Here is a 22910-nt window from a genome sequence, read left to right as displayed (position 1 = left end):
CAGTTTGAGCGAGGTCAAATGACGGTGGAAGTCGAACGGCATTCCTACGACGTGGTCGTGATCGGTGCCGGCGGCGCGGGCCTACGAGCGGTGATCGAAGCCCGGGAACGGGGTTTGAAGGTCGCCGTAGTCACCAAGTCGCTGTTCGGCAAGGCGCACACGGTGATGGCGGAGGGCGGCTGCGCTGCAGCGATGCGCAACGTCAACACCAAGGACAGCTGGCAGGTGCACTTCGGTGACACCATGCGCGGTGGCAAGTTCCTCAACAACTGGCGGATGGCCGAACTGCATGCGCAGGAAGCCCCCGACCGGGTGTGGGAGCTGGAGACCTACGGCGCGCTGTTCGACCGCACGAAAGACGGCAAGATCAGCCAGCGCAACTTCGGTGGGCACACCTATCCGCGCCTGGCACACGTCGGTGACCGCACCGGTCTGGAGATCATCCGTACCCTGCAGCAGAAGATCGTCTCGCTGCAGCAGGAGGACAAGAAGGAACTCGGCGACTACGAGGCCCGCATCAGGGTCTTCCACGAGTGTGCGATCACCGATCTGATCAAGGACGGTGACGCGATCGCCGGCGCCTTCGGGTACTGGCGCGAGACCGGCAAGTTCATCCTGTTCGAGACGCCTGCCGTGGTGCTCGCCACCGGTGGGATCGGCAAGTCGTTCAAGGTGTCGTCGAACTCATGGGAGTACACCGGCGACGGGCATGCGCTCGCACTGCGCGCGGGGTCCGGCCTGATCAACATGGAGTTCATCCAGTTCCACCCGACCGGCATGGTCTGGCCGCTGTCGGTCAAGGGCATCCTGGTCACCGAGGGTGTTCGCGGTGACGGCGGGGTTCTGAAGAACTCCGAGGGCAAGCGCTTCATGTTCGACTACATCCCCGACGTGTTCAAGGGGCAGTACGCCGAAACCGAAGAAGAAGCCGATCAGTGGCTCAAGGACAACGACTCCGCGCGCCGCACCCCTGACCTGCTGCCTCGCGACGAGGTGGCCCGCGCCATCAACGACGAAGTCAAAGCCGGCCGCGGCACCCCGCACGGCGGCGTCTACCTCGACATCGCCACGCGCATGCCCGCCGAGGAGATCAAGCGCCGGCTGCCGTCGATGTACCACCAGTTCATCGAGCTGGCCGAGGTCGACATCACCAAGGACATGATGGAAGTCGGCCCGACCTGTCACTACGTGATGGGCGGTATCGAGGTCGATCCCGACACCGGTGCCGGCACCACTCCCGGGCTGTTCGCCGCAGGCGAGTGTTCGGGCGGTATGCACGGCTCCAACCGCCTCGGCGGCAACTCGCTGTCGGACCTGCTGGTGTTCGGCCGGCGTGCCGGACTCGGAGCGTCCGACTACGTCCGGGCACTCTCGCAGCGTCCCGCGGTGTCGGATGCGGCGATCGAAGAGGCCACCACACTGGCGCTGTCGCCGTTCGAGCCGAAGGCCAACCCCGAGAACCCCTACACGCTGCACGCCGAGCTGCAGCAGTCGATGAACGACCTCGCGGGCATCATCCGCAAGGAGGGCGAACTCGAAGAGGCTCTGGTCAAGATCAACGAGCTCAAGACGCGCTACGCCAACGTCGTCGTCGAGGGTGGCCGGATCTTCAACCCGGGCTGGCACCTGGCCATCGACCTGCGCAACATGCTCCTGGTCAGCGAGTGCGTGGCCAAGGCCGCGCTGGCCCGGACCGAGAGCCGGGGCGGGCACACCCGCGACGACTTCCCCAAGATGGACGCCGGCTGGCGCAATAAGCTCCTGGTCTGCCGGGTTGCCCCCGGCGACGCGGACGCCGTCGTTCCCGATGTCGATGTGACGCCCGAGCAGCAGCCGGTGATGCGGCCCGATCTGCTGGCCACCTTCGAGCTGTCCGAGCTCGAGAAGTACTACACCGACGATCAACTGGCCGAGCACCCGGACCGGAAGGGCTGACAATGGCTGCTTACGACGCGAAACTGCGCGTTTGGCGCGGCGACGAAAACGGCGGTGACCTGCAGGACTACACGGTCGAGGTCAACGAAGGCGAGGTCGTGCTCGACATCGTGCACCGCCTGCAGGCCACGCAAGCCGGCGACCTTGCGGTGCGGTGGAACTGCAAGGCCGGCAAGTGCGGTTCGTGTTCGGCCGAGATCAACGGCCGGCCGCGGCTGATGTGCATGACGCGGATGTCGACGTTCGGCGAGGACGAGGTCGTGACGATCACCCCGCTGCGCACCTTCCCCGTGATGCGCGACCTGGTCACCGACGTCTCCTTCAACTACGAGAAGGCACGGGAGATCCCGTCGTTCACTCCCCCGAAGGACCTGCAGCCCGGCGACTACCGGATGCAGCAGGAGGACGTGAACCGCAGCCAGGAGTTCCGCAAGTGCATCGAATGCTTCCTGTGCCAGAACGTGTGCCACGTCAACCGTGACCACGAGGAGAACAAGAAGTCCTTCGCCGGGCCGCGCTACCTGATGCGGCAGGCCGAGCTGTCGATGCATCCGCTGGACACCATCGACCGTCGCGACATGGCCCAGGAGGAGAACGGGCTGGGCTTCTGCAACATCACCAAGTGCTGCACCGAGGTGTGCCCCGAGCACATCAAGATCACCGACAACGCGCTGATCCCGATGAAGGAACGCGTGGCCGACAAGAAGTACGACCCGGTGGTGTGGTTGGGCAACATCTTGTTCCGCAAGAAGTAGACGTCTTCAGCCAAAGGGCCGCAAGAATCGTTTCCGAATCTTGCGGCCCTTTGCAATGCGCGGGATGTGAGTAGCCTCGAAACATGGGGACTGTCCATAGCGTCAACGACATTCGCACCGCGATCCGTGAGCTGTCCGCCCGCGCCGAGCTGGCCCGCAAGGAGGGTCGGCCCGAGGACGCGGCCGAACTCGAGCGGCGCGTCGCCGCCTATCGCGACGAACTCGCCGAGAAACCCTGAAGGCGGGTTGTCCGATCAGGCTGGGCTAGGCGCCCAGTCTGCGAAATGTGCTGCGGTGGAAGACAATCGGTGGCACATCGTGCACCGTGATTTCGTGAACGCGCATGACGACGATGGTGTGGTCGCCCGCAGGCACCAGCTGATCGATCGAGCTCTGCAACCACACGCTGGTGCCGTGTACGAACACCGCACCGCTGGAGTGCGAATGTGTCTCCAGTCCGGCGAACCGATCGCCGGTCTTGGCCGCCAGGGTGCGGGCGGCCACGTCGTGCGACTCACCGAGCAGGCTGATGCCCAGGGACGGCAGGTCCTTCAGCTTCGGCCACGTCTCGGAGTTGTTCTGCACGCAGAACGAGACCAGCGGCGGGTCCAGCGACACCGGCACGAAGGTGCTGGCCGCCAGGCCGACGCGGACACCGTCGACTTCCGCGGCGATCGCGATGACACCGGACGGGAAATGACCGAACGCCTCACGCAGCGAAGCGGGGCTCAGCTCTGCGTTGCTCATAACGGGTCCATTTTCACACGTAGCCACCCGATGCGGCCAGAATAAGTCCCGGCCAGAGGTCAATTGAGACGTCTAGGGCGGGGTACAGCTCAAATGTTCGTTGAGTAGCCTTGGGAAGTGCCGAACGTCTCCATCCTGTCCGTGCTGCGCGAACGCGCCGAGGCGACGCCGAACGACGTGGCCTTCACGTTCACCGACTACGACCGGGACTGGAACGGCGTCGCCGAGACCTTGACCTGGTCTCAGCTGTACCGCCGCACCCTCAACGTCGCGCAGGAGATCAGCCAGCAGGGCGTCCCCGGCGACCGGGCCCTGATCATCGCGCCGCAGGGCCTGGCCTACATCGTCGCGTTCCTGGGGGCCATGCAGGCCGGCTTCATCGCGGTCCCGCTCTCGGTTCCCGTGCCCGGGTCGCACGACGAGCGGGTCAGCGCGGTCGTGACGGATACGTCGCCGACTGTCGTGTTGACCACCTCCGCGGTGTTCGAGGTGGCCGCGCAGTACGTCGACGACGGCGCCGCCGTGATCGCCACGATCGCCGTGGACACCCTCGATCTCGATGCGCCGCCCGGGGCCGATAGCGCCGAGGTGCCCGACGGCCCCGACATCGCCTATCTGCAGTACACGTCGGGATCGACTCGGCTGCCCGCCGGCGTGATGATCTCGCACCGCAATATGTGTGCCAACTTCGCCCAGCTGATGGCCGACTACGTGCCGCACTTCGGCGGCGAGTTCCCCCCGGGTACCAGCCTCGTCTCCTGGCTGCCGTTCTACCACGACATGGGACTGATGCTCGGGATCGGTGCGCCGATCTTCAGCGGGCACCCGGCCGACCTGATGAGCCCGATCGCCTTCCTGTCGCGGCCGGCGCGGTGGCTGCAGGCGCTGGCCCGCCACCCCAAGGCCTGGTCGGGCGCACCGAACTTCGCCTTCGACCTCACTGCGCGGCGTAGCACCAACGACGAACTGGAGGGCCTCGATCTCAGCGGCGTCATCGGCATCATCAACGGAGCCGAACGCATCCACCCCGAGACCGTGGCCAGATTCAACGAACGCCTGGCCCCCTTTGGTCTTCGCCCCGAGGTGATGGCGCCCTCCTACGGCCTGGCCGAGGCCACGGTCTACGTCGCCAGCAGCACCGCGAACGAGGTGCCGGAAGTGGTCGAGTTCGACGCCGGCGAACTGACGTTGGGCAACGCCATTCGTAAACCCGGCGGCACCCAGTTGTTGCGGTACCAACTGCCGGTGTCGCCGCTGGTGCGGATCGTCGACGCCGAGACCTGCGAGACATGCCCGGACGGCACTGTCGGCGAGATCTGGACGCATGGCGAGAATGTCTCGGCAGGATACTGGCGCAAACCCGAGCAGACCGGTTCCGCGTTCGGCGCCACACTGGCCGGTCCGGCGGTGGACGTCCCCACGACCGGTTGGCTGCGCACGGGCGATCAGGGCTTCGTCTCCGAGGGCGACCTGTTCATCGTGGGGCGGATCAAGGACATGCTGATCGTCCGCGGCCGCAACCACTACTCCGACGACATCGAGGCGACGGTGCAGAAGATCACCGGTGGCCGGGTCGCGGCGATCGCGGTGTCCGATGAGGAGACCGAAAAACTGGTCACCGTCGTCGAACTCAAAAGGCGCGACGATGCCGACCTCGAATCGGTGAAAAGCGATGTGATCGCTGCTATTTCACGTTCCCACGGCCTGCAGGTGGCCGACATCGTCCTGGTGGAGCCCGGGTCGATTCCGACCACCACCAGCGGCAAGATCCGCCGGGCCGCGTGCGTCGAGCAGTACTGGCAAGGACAGTTCGTGCGGCTGGACGCGTAGCTGATCAGCCGATGTGGTTCACCCTGCTGGTGATGGCTGCCGCCGTCAGCCTGGAACCATTTCGCATCGGGATGTCGGTGGTGATGCTGAGTCGCCCACGCCCGCATCTGCAGCTGGCCGCGTTCCTGAGCGGCGGCTTCGTGATGGGACTGTCGGTCGGCGCGGTGGTGCTGTTCGCGCTGGAGTCGCACATACCGGCCTCCGCGCATTTCACCCTGCCGAGGGTTCAGCTCGTGATCGGTTCTCTGGCCCTGGCGGCCGCGGCCATTGTCGCGGTGACCAAGGGCCGCCGCGACCGAACCGTGCCGCCGTGGTTGAGCCGGTTACTCGACGGCCCGTCGTTGTGGGTCGCCGGCGTTGCCGGTCTTGGCATCGCGCTACCGTCGCTGGACTATCTTGCGGCGTTGGCTGTGATCGCCTCGGGCACAGTTGATTTCGCTGCCCGGTTCGCAGCCTTGATCGCGTTCAACGTGGTGGCGTTCGCGTTGGTGGAGATTCCGCTGCTGGCCTACCTGGTCGCCCCGCAGCGCACCCATGCCGCGATGACCTCACTCAATAACTGGGTTCGCGCACGGCGCCGCCGCGAGGTCGCTGTGCTGCTGGCAATCGTCGGCGCCGTCCTGCTCGCAGCGGGCCTTGTCGGCATCTGAGCTCAGTGTGCGCTCGGGCCGTGGTTCAGCACGTACTGCGCGCCGGCGAGCAGCTGCGACAGCGGATCGGTGCCACCACCGAAAGCGGCCTGGGTAGCCGGCGCGGTGACGGCGGCCGGGTCATACCCGTTGACGGGGTCGACCTCGATCGGCGCGGTCAGCGGATCATCGTTACGCGAATATCCGGAATCCACCATCGGTTTGAGCACCGCGTCCAGCTTGTTGAGGGTGCCTTCGTCCACTCCCGCGTACCTGAACGGCAACACCAGCGGCAGGTGCTGCTCGGGGATCATGTACGTCGTCGTCTTCGCGCCTCTGGAGTTGACGGTCGTCCTGATGTTCTGCGGCGGCACCATACTCGGATTGGTGAACGCAACGGCGGTGTGACCGGTGGCCAGTCCCACGACCGCGTTGGCCAGCGCCATCCAGTTGTCCTGCCGGTCCGGCCAGTCGGCGATGCTGTCATAGGCGGAGACGAACCGGTAAGAGTCGTACTGGCTGTCGATCTGCGGCGGCATCTGGTAGTCCAGCGCCGGGACGACACTGCCGACCGGGAAATTCTGGGCCAGGAAGCCCGACCCGAAGGCGTGCGGAGCGATCGGATCGCCGTAGGTGGCGAAGGACAACTGATCCGGTGGCGGCGCGTTCGGATCAGTGGCCAGCCGGTTCTGTACGGCGTTGAGCACCATCGCGCCCTCGGACAACCCGATCGCAGTACCCGGCCCGCCCGCCTGGACGGCCCGGATGACGTTGCCCTCACCCTCGTCGACCGATTCGCCGACACTCGGGCCGTCGATGCCGAGGCCGGGGAAGTCGGCTTCGAGCTTGCCGACACCGGGGAACAAGCGCTCCAGCGTGTGACCCTGGACCTGCCCGGCGGGGTAGTCGACGATCTGCCGATCCAGACCGGGGAACCACTCGGCACCCGTGCGGCGGATGTATTCGTCGTAGGGAATGCCCAGGACGTGGGCACCGCCGAGGGCGTATCCCCGACCCGCGGTGCCGATCGGCGTGGGACCGTCGCCCTGCGAACCGCCGGGTGACGGTTGATCGGCGCCGGCGATCCCGCCGGTCGCACACACCGTGATCACCGTGGTCGCTGCAGCGAGTAGCTTCTTCATGCCTTGACGCTCCCCTGCGAACTCGATCTCGACGGCCACCAGTTCGCGTTTCCGACCAGCGTAGCCATGGCGGGCACGGTCACAGTCCGCACCAGGAATGTGTCCAGCAGGATCCCGGCACCGATGACGAACCCGCCCTGGACCACGGTACCGATGCTGGAGAACAACAGACCCCACATCGACGCCGCGAAAATCAGGCCCGCCGCGGTGATCACACCGCCCGTCGACGACAACGTCCGGATGACGCCGTAACGCGTGCTGTCCCCGGACTCGTCACGCAGTCGTGAGGCGAACAACAGGTTGTAGTCGGCTCCGACGGCGACCAGAACCACGAACGCCAGTGGCGGCACGGTCCAGTGCAGCTGTTGGTGGAACAGATACTGGAAGACCAGGACGCCGATGCCAAGGGCCGCGAAGTACGAAAGCACCACGGAACCAACCAGATACAGCGGAGCGATGATCGCCCGCAGCAACAACATCAGTGTCAGCAGCACCACGATCATCGTGATCGCGATGATGAAGCGGATGTCCTGCTGGTAGTAGTCGCGGGTGTCGCGCAGCGCAGCGGGATAGCCGCCCATCGAGATCGTGGCGTCCGCCAGATAGGTGTTCGGCTGCGCGCTGCGGGCGGCGTCACTGATGGCATTGACCTGATCCATCGCCGCCGCGCTGAACGGGTCGAGTTTGGTCAGCACCAGATACCGCACCGAATGCCCGTCGGGCGAGATGAACATCTTCGACGCCATCTTGAAGTCGGGCAGCTCGAGAACCTCGGGCGGAATGTTGAACCCGGCCATCGCCGGCGACGCCGCGTTCTGCTTCATCGACAGCAGGAACGAGGCGGCCTGGTCGAGTCCGGTCCGCATCAGCTTGATCTGGTCGACGACGAGGTCGACGCCGTTGGCCACGTCCCGGCTGCCGCTGGCGGCGCGGTCGGCACCCTGCCGGAGCTTGGCCGTGCCCGCCTGTGCGCCGCCGGGCGAATCGAAGCCCATCTGTTTCATCAGCTTCGTCAGCCTGCTGAACGCGTCATTGAGCTGGTTGAGCGTCGTGTTGAGCGACTGCTTGTCCTGCATCGACTGCAATTGTGTTGCCAGAGAATTGATTTCGTCGAGCGTGCCATCGTTGCGCGCATCGGCCAACGCCTGGAAGTGGCCGCGGGTCTCGGCGCAGGACGGATCCAGGTCGCAGACCGCATTGCCGTGCAGCGCGACCAGCACCGGGCCGACCCAGGCGAACATGTCCCTGGCGGCGGTGAAGCTCACCCCCATCGAATTGCCGAGCCGGTTGACCGCGTTGACGAGCTTGGCCGCGACTTCGACGTTCTTGACCAGTTTGTCGCCGCCGTACTGGCCCTTGATGGAGCCGAACGCGTCGACCACGCTCTGGACGCTGGAGGTGATCTGACCGACCTGACCGCGCACGTCGCCGAGATTGTTCGCCAGCGTGTTGGCGCCGCCGGCCAGGCGGTCCAGGCTCCCCATGTTTTCGGCGATCATCGCCGAACCGGTGCCCAGCCGATCACCGACCAGACCCGCCTGATAGGTGGCGCGGAACTCCTGCGGCACCTCACCCAGCGGCCGGGTGATACCGCTGACCATCGCGATGTTCGGCACTTGGGTGATGCGCTCGGCCATCTGCTCGAGGTCGGCCAGCGCCCGCGGGTTGCGCAGATCGCGCGGTGATCGGACCAGGACGTAGGAGGGGATGGACTGGTTGAGGTTGAAGTGCCGTTCCAGCGCGGTGTATCCCACCGAGCTCGGGTCGGACGGTGAGACCGCCTTGCGGTCGTCGTAGTTGTACCGCGCCAACCCGACACAGCTGGCCAGCAGGATCAGGATCAGCACGCTGGCGACGAGGTGCAGGCGCGGCCTGCGCACGATGCGGATCCCGGACCGTCGCCACCACAGCGCGGTCAGCTCGCGCCGCGGCGAGATCCAGCCGCGCGGGCCGGTGAGGACGATGATCGCCGGCAACAGTGTGATCGCGGCGAGGAACGACACCCCGACCCCGACAGCGGATGAGACGCCGACGGTGGAGAACACCCCCATCTTGGCGAAGCTGATGCCCAGGAACGTGATTCCGATGGTCGCAGCGGATGCGGTGATCACCTTGCCCACCGAGGTCAGCGCCTGCCGCACCGCCCCGTCGGAGTCTTCGCCCCGTCGCATGTAGTCGTGGTAGCGGCTGATCAGGAAGACGGCGTAATCGGTTCCCGCACCGGCGATGATCGCGCTCAGCAGGATGATGGCCTGATTGGACACCCCCAGACCGGTGGTGTGGGACAAGCCCGCGACCACCGATTGCGCTATCACCAGCGAAATTCCGATGCCCACCAACGGCAGCAACATGGTGATCGGGTTGCGGTACACGATCAACAGCACGAGCAGCACGAGGACGCCGATCGCGATCTCGATCGGCAGCCGGTCGCGTTGGCCGGCAACGGTGAGGTCGGCGACGGTGGCCGCCGGTCCGGTCAGGTGCACGTCCAGCGGACTGCCCGCGGTCGTCTGTTTGACGATGTTGGACACCCGCTTGTAGGCGTCGTAGGACTGCGGGGTCCCCAGTGCGCCCGCGAGCCCGACCGGCACCACCCAGGACTTGTTGTCTTTACTCGTCAAAAACGAACGCAGAGCGGGTGTTTCGACGAAGTCCTGCAGCATCACGACGTCGTGCTGGTCGTCGCGCAGTGCGGTGACCAGCTTGCGGTAGGTCGCTTCGTGAGCGGGGCTCAAACCACGCTCGTCGGTCAGCACCACCAGCAACAGGTCGTCGCCGCCCGGCTCGGAGAACGCCTCGGTCATCTGCCGCGCCGCCACGCTGGATGGGGCGTCGCCCGGCAGCATCGACAACGGATGTTTCTGAGCCATCTCGTTCAGGCTCGGGAACGTCAGCGGCAACGCGACCGCCAGGGCAACCCAGACGCCGATAACAGCCCAGGGCCACCGCACCACAAAATCGGTCAGCCGTCGCACAATTTCCTCACACCGCGTGAGACCGTCAGGCCCCGCGCTCTTTCACTGCAGTCGAATAACACGTCACCATTGCCCGCTGTCGGCGATCCGTTCGCACACCGCCTTCATCGCATCGATGTAGCGGGCGACCGACTTCTGAGCGGTCGGGTTGTCCGGGAACATCACCGCCATCGCGGTACCGGCCTCGTACCGGAAAACATAGATCGTCAGCTGGTAGCTGAACCGTCCGTCGGAGTAAATCCCGATGTTGTTCGAATAGCCCATGTCAGCGGCGGCGAGCACGGCGTTGAGCGGCGCGGCGCCGCCGTGCAGGAAGTTCGAGACCGGGAAGTTCGGGCGCGGCTTGTCCAACCACGGGGCCAGTTCCAGCACCCGGTAATACGGCACGCGCGCCAGGCTCAGTCCCGAATCGAACGACGTCTGCGCCGCCCACGCGGCTTCGGCGAAGGTCGTCGCGGCGATCGGCACGGTGATCGGCACCAGACCGGTGAACCAGCCCTGGGTGGTGAAGTTGTCCGAGGTCCTGCGGGTGTCCCGGGGCGTGAGCCCGTAATAGGTTGTCGCACCCGTCAATTCATGTTCCACCATCGCGGTGCAGGCGTACAGACCACCCACGAAGCGAACACCGGCTGCCGTACACGCCGATTCGAATCGCGTGGTCTGATCGGCATCGAGAATCATCTCGCCGACCATGTCGGCGACCGTCGGTTCGAGCGCGTTACCCAGCGGCAGCGGGAACTCAGGCATGGTGCCGTTGTTGTTCTCGGCAAACTCGATCCAGGCTCGGACCTCCGGGGAGTCCACGGTCAGATCCGCCGTGGATTCACGCTCGTGGATGCAGAAGTCGTCGAAGCTGCCCGCCTCGGGCAGGGCCATGGGCTGGCCCGTCATCGTCAGCGACGTGTACATGCCGTGAGCTTCGAGCATGGTGATCCCGATCAGGGCCGCGTCGCCGTGGACATGGTCGATGCTGGCATAAAAATCGAAGTGATCTTCACCCTGCACGACGCCGAACGAAAAGCAGCCCCATTCCATCGGAGTGGGGATGTCGACAATGTGTTTACGAGCGTCCTCGGCGGCCATGACGCCGTTGTCGATCGGCTCGAATTCGATATCGGCGGCATCAGCGATGGTGCGCCGGACGATGTCGCCGGAACCGGAGTATTCGAACCAACTGCGGTAGGTGTCGTGGCGGCGCAGATACGCGTTGAGCGCGTGGTTCATGGCGTCGATATCGCACTTGCCTGGAACCTCACAGGTGGCGATGATCTGCCGTGAGTAATCGAGTCCGGCCGCGTCCTGCTCGTAGACACCGCGAATATGCTGACCCTGCATGTAGCTGACCGGCACCGAACTCACCGGCGCCTGCCGCGCCTTCTCCATTGCGGCTTTCGTCGGGTGCCAGGAGATCACCACACCGGGGCTCGGCGACCAATCATCGATGGTGCCGATCGTGATCTTCCCGATGTGCAAGATTCCCCTCCCCGGATCTGAGCGGCTACGGCCACGAGACCGGCCGCAGGTGGCCAGACCAAGATAGCCCCTGTCTCTGTGGCACTTGGCCGTCGACCCGTAAAACCCCAGGTCAAAAGTAGTGACTAAAGGCCCTAAATACCTGTGTTAGGCCTGGCCACGTACCCACGGGGAACGAATCGAAACCCGTTGGTTCAGCAACGTACATGCAATACTGACCGTCGGGAGATGAGCCGGCCGTCGCAGTCGGGGGATGACCAAGCCGAGGCCGATCGGAAGTTGTTCCTGGCCCTGACGTGGTCTCCCGAGCACAGCGACATTTCACCGGCCCGATGCGGAGAACACAACCTGATGGCACCTACCGAACGTCCGACGCAGCAGACGCCTCGTTTCGCGATCATCGGTTACGCGGCGCGTCTGCCCGGAGCGGCGAACGCGGATCAATACTGGGACGTCCTGCACAACGGTCGGGACGCGATTTCGGAGGTTCCTGCCGACCGGTGGGACGTCGAAGAGTTCTTCGATTCCGACCCGGACGCCGCAGGCAAGATGGTCACCCGGCGGGCGGGGTTCGTCGACGACGCGACCGGGTTCGACGCACCTTTCTTCGGGGTATCGGCGCGCGAAGCCAATCTGATGGACCCGCAGCATCGCCTGCTGCTCGAGACCTCGTGGCGCGCTGTAGAGCATTCCGGTACTGCGCCAACGTCTTTGGCGAACACCCGGACCGGTGTGTTCGTCGGTCTGGCAACCCATGACTTCCTGGGCATGGCGTCCGATGCACTGACCTACCCCGAGATCGAGGCCTACCTGGCGGTCGGTACGTCCAGCGCCGCCGCCGCGGGCCGGATCAGCTACCGGCTGGGACTGCAGGGCCCCGCGGTCACCGTCGACACGGCGTGCAGCTCGTCGCTGGTGGCCATTCACCAAGCGTGCCAGGCGCTGCTGCTCGACGAATGCGACCTTGCCCTGGCCGGCGGCGTGAACGTCATTCTCAGCCCGGCCACCATGATCACGTTCTCGCACTCGCGGATGTTGGCTCCCGACGGCCGGTGCAAGACCTTCGACGCCTCGGCCGACGGCTACGTGCGTGGCGAAGGTTGCGGCGTCATCGCCATCAAGCGTCTGGAAGACGCGATCCGCGACGGTGACCACATCCGAGCCGTGATCCGCGGCAGCGCGGTCAACTCCGACGGCGCCTCGGGCGGGCTGACGGTGCCCAATGGTGTCGCACAGCAGCGCGTGATCGCCGAGGCCCTGGAACGCGCCGGTCTGGCGCCCACCGACATCAATTACCTGGAGGCGCACGGGACCGGGACCTCGCTGGGCGACCCCATCGAGGTTCAGGCCGCGGCCGCCGCCCTCGGCATGGGCCGCGATGCGGATCAGCCGCTGCTGATCGGATCGGCGAAGACCAACATCGGCCACCTGGAGGCAGCCGCGGGTGTGGCCGGCGTCCTCAAGGTCGTCCTGTCGCTCGAGCACTCCGAGCTGCCCCCGCACCTGAACTTCAAGAACCCGTCCCCGCACATCCCCTGGGATCGGATCCCGGTGCAGGTCGTCGACAAAGCCCGCACGTGGGAGCGCTCCGAGCGGCCCCGCATCGCCGGCGTCAGCTCGTTCGGGTTCTCCGGCACCAACGCGCACGTCATTCTCGAAGAGGCGCCGGTTGCCACTCCGGTCGCCGCCGACGGACAGTCGGACGACCGCCGCTTCGCCGTGCTTCCGCTGTCCGCACGTACACCGGCCGCCCTGGTGCAGGCCGCTGAGCACTACCGCAGCTGGCTGGGTGAGCACCCCGATGCCACCCTCGCCGACGTGTGCCTCACCGCCGGCGCCGGCCGCGCCCACTTCGAGCACCGGGCCGCACTGGTGGTCAATTCCGTTGAGTCCGCTCGCGAACTGCTCGGCGCGCTGGCCGACGATCTGCCCGCGCCCGGTCTGGTGCGCGGTGACTGCGTCGACGCGCCGAAGACCGCATGGCTGTTCCCCGGGCAGGGCAGTCAGTACGCCGGTATGGCCCGCGAACTGTTCGACACCGAACCCGTGTTCGCAGAGACCATGACGCGCTGCGCCGAAGCCGTCGGTGATGTGCTCGACAAGCCGTTGCTGGACATCGTATTTGGAACTGGCCTGAGCGACGCAGACGGCGCGGAGACACTGAAGCAGACCCGGCATGCCCAGCCCGCGATCTTCGCGGTGGAGATGGGTTTGGCCAAGCTCTGGCAGTCGTGGGGCTTCGAGCCCGACGTCGTGCTAGGTCACAGCGTCGGGCAGTACTCGGCGGCGTGTGTCGCGGGGGTGTTCAGCCTCGAGGACGGCGCCCGGCTGCTGGCCGAGCGTGGTCGCCTGTTCGGCGACCTGCCCGCGGGCGGACGGATGTGCGCGGTCTTCGCCGACCCGGACCGGGTGGAGAGCCTGACCGACGAATTCCCGAGCCTGTCGGTGGCCGCCTACAACGGCGCCAACACGGTGCTGTCAGGGCCGGCCGCCGACCTGGAGCGCGCGATCGCCCAGTTGTCGGACGACGGTGCCCGCTGCGACTGGCTGGACACCAGCCACGCGTTCCACTCGTCACTGCTCGACCCGGCTCTGGACGCCTTCGAATCCTATGCCAACAGCTTCGAATTCTCGGCGCCGCAACGGATTCTGGTATGCAACCGGACCGGGGCCACCCTGGGCCGCAACGCCAAGCTCGACGGCCAGTACTGGCGCCGCCACGCCCGTCAGCCGGTTCAGTTCGCCAAGGGAGTGGCAACACTGGCCGAACTCGGCTGCGCGCTGCTCCTCGAGGTCGGCCCGCAGCCGGTGCTCACCGCCGCGGCCCTGCGGGCCTGGCCCGACCCGGCGACCGCGCCCAAGGCGGTTGCCTCGCTGCGGCGCAACGGCGCCGACCACCGCCAGCTGACCGAAGCCCTGGCGGGTGCGTACGTCGCCGGGCATGTGCCGGACTTCGCCGCGCTGGTGCGCGAGCCCGCCCGCAAGCTCGATCTGCCGACCTACCCGTTCCAGCATCGCCAGTACTGGTATCAGAGCAAGCATTCCCAGCCGGCCGCGAACGATGCCGCGCGCACCGAGGCCGTCCAGCTGCTCGAGGACGGGCGGATCGAGGAACTCGCCGCACTGCTCGGCGCGGACGGCAGCACGACGACCGCCGAGGTACTGAGCAAGCTTGCCGCTCAACACAATCGGCAGCGGAGCGCACAGTCGATCGCCGACATCCGCTACGAGGTCCGCTGGCAGAAGGCGCTGAGTACCTCGTCGGAGGTTGGCGAGGGTGCGGCCTGGCTGCTGATCGGCGATGACGCCGGCGTCATGCGACCCCTGGTCGACGCGCTGACCACCAACGGCCACCGGCACCGGGTTCTCGGTTTGCCCGTGTCCGACGCCGACGAGGAACGCCTGGTCGCCGAACTGACCGCCGCCGTGCAGGACGAGCCGGCGCTACGCATCCTGCACGTCGCGGCGCTGGACTCCGACGGTGCATCGTCGATGCGGTCACTGCTGCGGATGCAGCATCGCGTGCTGGGCGGCACCCAACGCCTGTTCCGGGCCGCCGCCGCCGCGGAACTGCGCACACCGATATGGGTGCTCACCCAAGGCGCGCAACGGGTTACCGATACAGACACGGTGTCGCCGGAGCAGAGCAGCCTGTGGGGATACTGCCGCGTCGCCGCGCTGGAATACCCGCAGGTGTGGGGTGGCCTCGCCGACCTGTCCGGCACCGGTGCCGACGATTGGTCGCGGCTGATCAAACAGGTCGTCTCGGCATCCCCCGGTGAAGACCAGATCGCACTGCGGGACAACGCCGTTCACGTCCCGCGGCTGGTCCGGCGGACCGGCCAGCCCAACGCGACGCCGCTGGAATTGCGTTCGGAAGCAACGTATCTGGTTACCGGCGGACTCGGCTCCCTTGGACTGGAGATCGCCGGGTATCTGGCCGAGCACGGCGCACGCCAACTGGTGCTGACCGGCCGGCGCACGCCCGGCGAGGCCGCGCAGCGCCGGATCGACGCACTCGGCGAACAGCACGGCTGCACGGTCCGGGTGATCGCGGCCGACGTCGCCGATCCGCACGACGTGGCCCGCCTGCTGGCCACCGTGCAGGCCGAGCTCCCGCCGCTGGCCGGCATCGTGCACGCCGCGGGCGAGAACAGCACCACCCCGCTGAGCTCTCTCGACAGCACCGAAGTCGACCGCGTGTTCTCCGGAAAGGTTTGGGGTGCTTGGTATCTCAGCGAAGCCAGCGCCGATCTGAAGCTGGACTTCTTCCTGTCCACCTCGTCGATCTCGTCGGTGTGGGGCAGCTACGGACAGAGCGCCTACAGCGCGGCCAACGCCTTCCTCGACGGGCTGACCTGGCGGCTGCGGGAACGCGGCGTCCCCGCCATCAGCGTGAACTTCGGCCCCTGGTCGGCGGGTATGGCCGACCAGGAGGCCCGCGCCCAGCTGGACCGGCGCGGAATCAAGACCCTGTCGCCCACCGACGCGCTGGCCGGCATGGCCGACGTCATGGCCGCCGCCGGTTCCCAGGGGCCGGCCGAAGCCGTGGTGGCGCGGATCGACTGGGCCCGTTTCCTGCCGATCTACCTGCAGGCCGGCCGCCGATCGCTGCTGGCCGAGGTCGCCCGCGAGGTTCCCGAATCGGTGCCCGCGGCGACCGGAGCATCGGGCACCACCCGACTGGTCGAACAGCTCACCGCGGCACCGGTGCAGCAGCGCAAGAAACTCGTCCTAGAGTACCTGCGCAACACCGTCGCGGAGGTGACCCGGGTCGACGCGTCGGAGGTCCGCGAAGAGGCAGGATTCTTCGACCTCGGGATGGACTCCCTGATGGCCGTCGAGCTGCGGCGCCGCCTGGAACAAGCTGTGGGCAAGGAACTTCCGGCCACCCTGGCCATGGACTTCCCCCGGCTGACCGACGTTGCGGACTACTTGCTCGGCGACGTGCTGAACCTCAACGAGAAGGCGGGCGCACAGCTTGCGGCCGCGCCGACGTCGCTGGCGGGCTCGGCGACCGACGAACCGATCGCGATCATCGCGGTGGCCTGCCGGTTCCCCGGGGCGCCCGACTCCGACGCGTACTGGAACGTGCTGTCCGGCGCCGTGGACGCGATCAGCGAGATCCCCGAGGACCGCTTCGACGTCGACCAGTACTACGACCCCGATCAGCAGACACCGGGCAAGATCTACACCCGCAGCGGTGGCTACCTGGAGAGCGTGGACGGCTTCGATCCGGAGTTCTTCGGCATCTCCCCGCGTGAGGCGGTGTGGATCGACCCGCAGCAGCGGCTGATGCTGGAGATCGCGTGGGAGGGCTTGGAAAAGGCTGGGTACGCGCCGTCCGCTTTGCGCGGCAGCCGCACCGGTGTCTTCGTCGGCGTCGGGGCCAACGAGTACTCGCACCTGCTGTCCGGCGAGTCGGTCGAAAATCTCGAAGCCCATTTCATCACCGGCAACGCGCTCAATGCGATTGCCGGCCGGGTGTCGTTCACCCTCGGCCTGGAAGGCCCGGCGATGGCGGTGGACACCGCGTGCAGTTCGTCGCTGGTGGCCGTGCATCAGGCCAGCCAGGCGCTGCACTCGGGTGACTGCGACATGGCGCTGGCCGGCGGGGTGAACGTCCTGCTGAGCCCGGCGTCGATCGTCGCGGCGTCGCGGGCCCGGATGCTGGCGCCCGACGGCCGATGCAAGACCTTCGACGCCTCAGCCGACGGCTACGTGCGCGGCGAGGGCTGTGGCGTGCTGGTGCTCAAGCGGCTGTCGGACGCGCAACGCGACGGCGACCGGATCGCCGCGGTCATCCGCAGCAGCGCGGTCAACCAGGACGGTGCGTCCAGCGGCCTGACGGTGCCCAATGGTGGTGCGCAGCAACGGCTCATCTCGGCGGCGCTGACGCGCGCCGGTCTCGGTGGCGGCGACGTCGACTATCTCGAAGCCCACGGCACCGGCACCCCGCTGGGTGATCCGATCGAGGTGCAGGCCGCCGCGGCCGTCTACGGCGCCGGCCGCGACCCGGCCCGGCCGCTGCTGATGGGAACGGCCAAGACCAATATCGGACATCTGGAGTCCGCCGCGGGTGTGGCCGGTCTGATCAAGGTCGTGCTGTCGCTGCAGCACGAACTGCTGCCGCAGAACCTGCACTTCCACAACCCGTCGCCGCACATCCCGTGGGCCTCACTGCCCGTGCGGGTGGTCGACGAGGCCACTCCGTGGGTGGCCGACGGCCGACCGCGGCGCGCCGGGGTCAGTTCGTTCGGCTTCACCGGTACCAATGCCCACGTTCTGATCGAAGAGGCACCCCAGCCCGCATTCAGTGACGATCCGGTCGACGAGCCGATCGAGGTCACCACACCCGAGCCGGTGCGCGAGCCGCTGAGCGTGCTGCCCCTGTCGGCACGCTCCGCACCGGGTCTGCTCGCGCTGGCACAGCGCTACTCCGACTGGCTGGAGGCGCATCCCGACGCCTCGATCTCCGATGTGAGCTTCACCGCGGGGTCGGGACGATCGCACTTCGAGCACCGGGCCGCTGTGGTCGCGAACTCGGTGTCCGAGGCGAAGATGCTGCTCGACGATCTGGTGGCGAACCGGCTGCGGCCGGGCGTACTCCGCGGCGAGTGCACCGACCCGCCGACGACTGCGTGGTTCTTCCCGGGTCAGGGCAGCCAGTACCCGGGTATGGCCAAGGAGCTGTTCGAGACCGAGCCGGTCTTCGCCGACACCCTGCGCCGCTGCGCGCAGGCCGTCGATCCGATGCTGCCGCGTCCGCTACTCGACGTGCTGTTCTCCGGTGACCGCGAGAACGCGGAAACATTGCGCCACACCTCGTTTGCGCAACCGGCGATCTTCGCCGTCGAGATGGGCCTGGCCCGGTTGTGGCAGTCGTGGGGCATCGAGCCGGACGTGGTACTGGGCCACAGCGTGGGCCAGTACGCCGCTGCGTGTGTGGCCGGCGTCTTCAGCCTCGAGGACGGCATCCGGTTGATTGCCGAGCGCGGCAGGCTGTTCGGCAGCCTGCCCGAGGGCGGCCGGATGGTGGCGGTGTTCGCCGACCCCGATTACGTGGAGCGCGCCGCGGCGAGCTTCCCGCGGGTCTCGATCGGTGCCTACAACGGCCGCAACACCGTCCTGTCGGGACCCGGCGAGGATCTGGAGCAGATCGTCGCGGCGTGCAGCGAGGACGGCGCACGGTGCACGTGGCTGGAGACGAGTCACGCCTTCCACTCCGAGCTGTTGGATCCTGTACTCGACGAATTCGAGTCGTTCGCAACTCAATTCGAGTACGCGGTACCGACCCGCCCGCTGGTCTGCAACCGGACCGGCGCGGTGCTCACCGCCGAGACACCGATCAATGCCCAATACTGGCGGCGGCATTCCCGCCAGCCGGTGCAGTTCACCGAGAGTGTGCGCACCGTGGCGGCTCTGGGGTGCTCGGTGCTGATGGAAATCGGTCCGCAGCCGATCCTGACTGCCGCCGCACTGCAGGTCTGGCCCGAGTCGTCGGCCACGCCGCGGGCGATCGTGTCGTTGCGCAAGGGCGCCAACGCTGCGCGCCAGATGACCGAAGCGCTTGCCACGACGTACATCTGCGGTCACCGGCCGGACTTCGCGGCGCGATTCCACACCTCGGGCCAGCGGCTCGAGTTGCCGACGTATCCGTTCCAGCGCCGCCGCTACTGGCCAAAGACCTCCGGCATCCGGCCGGATGGCACCGCGGCGTCGGGCATTCTGGGCAGTGCCAAGGATCTGGCTTCAGGCGACACCGTCTACACCAACGTGCTGTCGGTCAAGACCCAGCCGTGGCTGGCGCATCACGTCATCTACGGCACCGTGGTCGTGCCGGGCGCGACGTACGCGGCGATGGCCATGGCCGCGGCGGGAGCACCGGCGCGGGTCAAGGAAGTCTTCTTCTACGAGCCGATCATTCTGCCGGACAAGGCCTCTCGGGAGGTGCAGCTGACCCTACATCCAGTCGACGACGGCTGGAAATTCCAGGTGCACAGCCGCCCGTACGGGGTTCGCGAGGCTGAGTGGTCGTTGAATTCCGACGGCACCCTGTTGTCCGGTGTCGATCCCGACGCCGAACCGACCGAGGTGGTGGCCCCGGACGAGGCTATCGAGCAGATGAATCGCACCCGGCCGCAGGAACTGTTCGACATCTTCCACGACATGGAATTGGCCTGGGGCCCAACGTGGTCCACCTCGCTGAAGTCGCTGTGGGTCGGCAAGGGCGAGGCCATCGGCGACATCGCGATCGGCGAGGAACTCGGCGAGCACCTCGGCAGCGAGCCGATCCACCCGGTGCTGCTGGACCTGTGCACCGGCGTCGCCTTCCCGGCCTTCCCGGCGACGCTGGCGGCCGAGCAGGGAATGACCGACCTGTTCCTGCCGTTGCGGTACGGACAGGTCACGGTGACCGAGAAGATGCCGCGCCGTTTCTACTGCCGTGCTCGCTGGCACGAGAACACCATCAACAACGAAACTCAGGTCTTCGATCTCGATTTCCTGGACCGCGAGGGCCGCGTCCTCGGTGGAATCGCTGAGTTCACGGTCAAACGTGCGCCCCGCGAGGCTTTGATGCGTGGGCTCGGTGGCGACTCCACCCGGCTGCTCTACAGCCTGGGCTGGCAGGAGATCGCGGGCCCGGTTGCCGACGATGCTGAGAAGGCCGCAAGTGGCTCCTGGCTGATCGCCGGCTTCGACGCACTGGCGGCCGAGGTGCCCGGGACGGTGACGGTCGATGAGGCCGCCGATCAGCAGTCCTGGCAGCGGGTGTTCGCCGAGGCTGCCGAGCGTGGTGCGCCGGTCACCGGAATCGTGTGGCGCAGTGCCGGACAAGTGGACAGTGACGGGTCGACGGCCGAGCTGGCCGCTCGCCTGGAAGCGCAGATCGCCACCTTCCTCGGCGCCGCGCAGACCGCGCTGGCCGAGGGGAACCACACGCTGGCCGACGGGCTGTGGATCGTCACCGAACGTGCGGTCGCCACCGAGCCCGGGGAGCCGGTCGATCCGGTCCAGGCCGCGCTGTGGGGACTGGGCCGCACACTGATCGCCGAGCAGCCGAGCCTGCGGGTTCGCCTGATCGACGGGGACGGTTCCGACGAGTCGCTCAGCTGGCTGGCCGGTGCGCTGGGCACGTCGGTCGTCGAGCCGGAAATGGCTGTGCGGCAAGGACGTTTCCTGGTATCGCGGCTGTTGCACTGGGCGCGCAACGGCCAGCTGCCGATGCCGCGCAGCGACGACTACGCCCTGGCGCCCACCGAGCGCGGCGCGATCGACAACCTGCGCCTGAGCGAGGTCGAGGTGACCCCGCCGAAGTCCAACGAGGTGCAGGTCCGGATCGAGGCAGCCGGGCTCAACTTCCGCGACGTGCTCAATGTGCTCGGCCTGTATCCCGGTGATCCCGGCCCGATCGGTGGCGATCTGTGTGGTGTGGTCACCGAAATCGGCTCCGAGGTCACCCGATTCGAGGTCGGTCAGCGGGTCTTCGGCTCGATGCAGGGCGCCTTCGCCAGCCGGCTGAACGTGCCCGAGCCGCTGCTGGCGACGGTGCCGGACGGGATCAGCGCGGTGGACGCCGCGACGATTCCCGCTGCGGCGCTGACGGTCCGGCTCGCGTTCGACTGGGCGAAGCTCAATCCGGGTGACAAGGTGCTGATCCATGCCGCCAGCGGTGGGGTGGGCCTGGCGGCGGTGCAGATGGCCCGCGCCCATGGCGCGACCGTGTTCGCCACCGCGAGCAAGTACAAGCGCGCCACGCTTCGAGCGATGGGTGTCGAGTACGTCTACGACTCGCGCACAACGGAATTCGCCGATCAAATACTCGCGGATACCGGCGGCGAAGGTGTCGACGTCGTACTCAACTCGCTGACCAGCGAGGGCTTCGTCGAGGCGACGGTGCGGGCCACCGCCAAGAACGGTCGGTTCGCTGAGATCGCCAAGCGCGATATCTGGACGGCCGAGCAGATGGCGGAACTGCGTCCCGACATCAACTATGAGATCGTCGCGCTGGACGTCACGATGATGACCGATCCGGACCACATCCAGCGGTTGATGGTCGAGGTGTCCGACGGGCTGGCCAGCGGTGAGTGGACGCCGGTGCCTGCCGAGGTCTACCCGCTGACCGAGGCCAGGACCGCGTTCCGGCGGATGCAGCAGGCGCGCCACGTCGGCAAGATCGTGGTGCAGATGCCCAAACCGCTTCAGCCGCGCGGTGACCGGAGCTATCTGGTCACCGGTGGTCTGGGCGCCCTCGGCCTGCACACGGCGTCGTATCTGGCTCAGCTCGGCGCCGGCGACATCGTGCTCACCAGCCGTCGCGCTCCGGATGCAGAGGTCCAGCAGACCATCGACGCCATCGCCGAGCGGTTCCATTGCCGCATCCACGTCTTCACGGCCGATGTCGCAGTGGAGTCCGAGGTCGTCGAGTTGTTGGACAAGATCCGGGACGAGCTCCCGCCGCTTGCGGGCGTCGCCCATCTGGCCGGTGTGCTCGACGATGCGCTGCTTCCGCAGCAGGATCTCGACCGGTTCCGGACCACGTTGGGGCCCAAAGCCTATGGTGCACACCATCTACACCGGTTGACCAAGCACGATGACCTCGAGTTCTTCATCCTGTACTCGTCGGCGTCGGCTGTGCTGGGCTCACCCGCGCAGGCCAACTACGCGACCGCCAACGCGCTGCTCGACGGCCTCGTCGCGCAGCGCCGGGCTCAGGGGCTGCCCGCGACCGCGGTGAACTTCGGTCCGTGGGGTCACGGCGGTATGGCCAGTTCGCAGGCCGCCGTCGCCAACCTCAGCGCCCAGGGCATGATGCCGCTGGAGCCGTCGGCGGCGCTGGCCGCGCTCGGCGAGGCTATTCGGCACGGCGCGGCGCAGGCCACGGTGCTCAAGGCGAACTGGCAGCGGACGGCGAAGGTGCTCGGCGGCATTCGTCCGCCACTGCTTGATCAGGTGCTGCCCACCGGCGACGGCGCGGTGGTCGGTGACAGCGAACTGCTGCGGCAGTTGCAGGAACTCCCGGTCGCGGCACGAGCCGGCTTCATCACCGAGTTCCTGCAGAAAGAGGTGCAGGGCTTCCTGCGGCTCGCGCAACCGCCCGCCGCGTCCAGCCGATTCCTCGATCTCGGCACGGACTCGCTGATGGCCGTCGAACTGCGGAACCGGTTGTTCGGCCAGTTCGGCGGCAAGTTCGACATCTCCCCGACAGCGGTGTTCGACCATCCGACGATCGGGGAGCTCGCCGAGCACCTGGTCTCGCAGCTGCCCGATGCCGAGGCACCTGCCGAGTCCGAGGCAACTGCCGAGCCCGCTGCCGACTCCGAGGCACCTGCGCCACCCGGCTCCGAGGACTGAATCGCGGTACCGGCGTAGCGGTGTGATGAAAATCGCACCGCTATCGGCGCTCCCCGGGCCCGCCGGCTG

Annotated in this window: 10 protein-coding genes; 6 read left to right on the top strand and 4 right to left on the bottom strand. The window is 67.1% G+C overall.

What is annotated here, in order from left to right; translation table 11 throughout:
- Positions 1–18 precede the first annotated feature (18 nt).
- From AB431_RS02045 to AB431_RS30955, 3 genes are all read left to right on the top strand, one after another.
- On the top strand, positions 19–1935 hold the full coding sequence (locus tag AB431_RS02045) for a fumarate reductase/succinate dehydrogenase flavoprotein subunit (RefSeq protein WP_047328541.1): 1917 nt from the start codon (positions 19–21) through the stop codon (positions 1933–1935).
- A gap of 2 nt (positions 1936–1937) precedes the next feature.
- Positions 1938–2690, top strand: a complete 753-nt coding sequence (locus tag AB431_RS02040; protein WP_047328540.1) for a succinate dehydrogenase/fumarate reductase iron-sulfur subunit — start codon at positions 1938–1940, stop codon at positions 2688–2690.
- Between the two features lie 83 nt (positions 2691–2773).
- Positions 2774–2929 (top strand): hypothetical protein, encoded by a 156-nt coding sequence (locus AB431_RS30955; RefSeq protein WP_144418164.1) that lies wholly within the window; start codon positions 2774–2776, stop codon positions 2927–2929.
- Positions 2930–2954: 25 nt separating this feature from the next.
- Here the strand turns inward: AB431_RS30955 and AB431_RS02035 are convergent, their stop codons facing one another.
- Positions 2955–3437: a flavin reductase family protein gene (locus AB431_RS02035; protein WP_047328539.1), complete on the bottom strand. Its 483-nt coding sequence runs from the start codon at positions 3435–3437 to the stop codon at positions 2955–2957.
- 117 nt (positions 3438–3554) lie between these two features.
- Between AB431_RS02035 and AB431_RS02030 the strand changes: the two genes are divergently transcribed.
- Both AB431_RS02030 and AB431_RS02025 read left to right on the top strand, forming a co-directional pair.
- Complete coding sequence (locus tag AB431_RS02030; protein ID WP_047328538.1) at positions 3555–5267, top strand: AMP-binding protein; 1713 nt, start codon at positions 3555–3557, stop codon at positions 5265–5267.
- Positions 5268–5278: 11 nt separating this feature from the next.
- Entirely contained in the window at positions 5279–5917 is a 639-nt protein-coding gene (locus AB431_RS02025) for a GAP family protein (RefSeq protein ID WP_047328537.1), read from the top strand.
- 2 nt (positions 5918–5919) lie between these two features.
- Here the strand turns inward: AB431_RS02025 and pe are convergent, their stop codons facing one another.
- The 3 genes from pe to AB431_RS02010 all read right to left on the bottom strand — a co-directional run bounded on the left by pe (position 5920) and on the right by AB431_RS02010 (position 11486).
- The gene (gene pe / locus AB431_RS02020) at positions 5920–7038 is read right to left on the bottom strand and encodes an acyltransferase PE (protein WP_047332985.1); all 1119 of its coding nucleotides are present in this window, start codon (positions 7036–7038) and stop codon (positions 5920–5922) included.
- A complete protein-coding gene (locus AB431_RS02015; RefSeq protein WP_047328536.1) occupies positions 7035–10013 on the bottom strand; it encodes an RND family transporter in 2979 nt (992 codons plus the stop codon). The genes pe and AB431_RS02015 overlap by 4 nt, the downstream gene beginning before the upstream one ends.
- A gap of 63 nt (positions 10014–10076) precedes the next feature.
- Positions 10077–11486, bottom strand: a complete 1410-nt coding sequence (locus AB431_RS02010; RefSeq protein WP_047328535.1) for a condensation domain-containing protein — start codon at positions 11484–11486, stop codon at positions 10077–10079.
- Positions 11487–11837: 351 nt separating this feature from the next.
- Between AB431_RS02010 and AB431_RS02005 the strand changes: the two genes are divergently transcribed.
- A complete protein-coding gene (locus AB431_RS02005; RefSeq protein ID WP_047332984.1) occupies positions 11838–22841 on the top strand; it encodes a type I polyketide synthase in 11004 nt (3667 codons plus the stop codon).
- Positions 22842–22910 lie beyond the last annotated feature (69 nt).

This window comes from Mycobacterium sp. EPa45 (assembly GCF_001021385.1).
In the GTDB taxonomy this organism is placed as follows: Bacteria; Actinomycetota; Actinomycetes; order Mycobacteriales; family Mycobacteriaceae; genus Mycobacterium.
The sequence above is the reverse complement of the archived record's forward strand: the minus strand, read 5'-3'. Positions and strand labels throughout refer to the sequence as shown.

What these genes read in the sequence shown, in the direction of transcription:
- AB431_RS02045 (WP_047328541.1), top strand. Translation starts at nt 19, where the DNA reads ATGACGGTGGAAGTCGAACGGCATTCCTACGACGTGGTCGTGATCGGT.
- AB431_RS02040 (WP_047328540.1), top strand. Translation starts at nt 1,938, where the DNA reads ATGGCTGCTTACGACGCGAAACTGCGCGTTTGGCGCGGCGACGAAAAC.
- AB431_RS30955 (WP_144418164.1), top strand. Translation starts at nt 2,774, where the DNA reads ATGGGGACTGTCCATAGCGTCAACGACATTCGCACCGCGATCCGTGAG.
- AB431_RS02035 (WP_047328539.1), bottom strand. Translation starts at nt 3,437, where the DNA reads ATGAGCAACGCAGAGCTGAGCCCCGCTTCGCTGCGTGAGGCGTTCGGT.
- AB431_RS02025 (WP_047328537.1), top strand. Translation starts at nt 5,279, where the DNA reads ATGTGGTTCACCCTGCTGGTGATGGCTGCCGCCGTCAGCCTGGAACCA.
- pe (WP_047332985.1), bottom strand. Translation starts at nt 7,038, where the DNA reads ATGAAGAAGCTACTCGCTGCAGCGACCACGGTGATCACGGTGTGTGCG.
- AB431_RS02005 (WP_047332984.1), top strand. Translation starts at nt 11,838, where the DNA reads ATGGCACCTACCGAACGTCCGACGCAGCAGACGCCTCGTTTCGCGATC.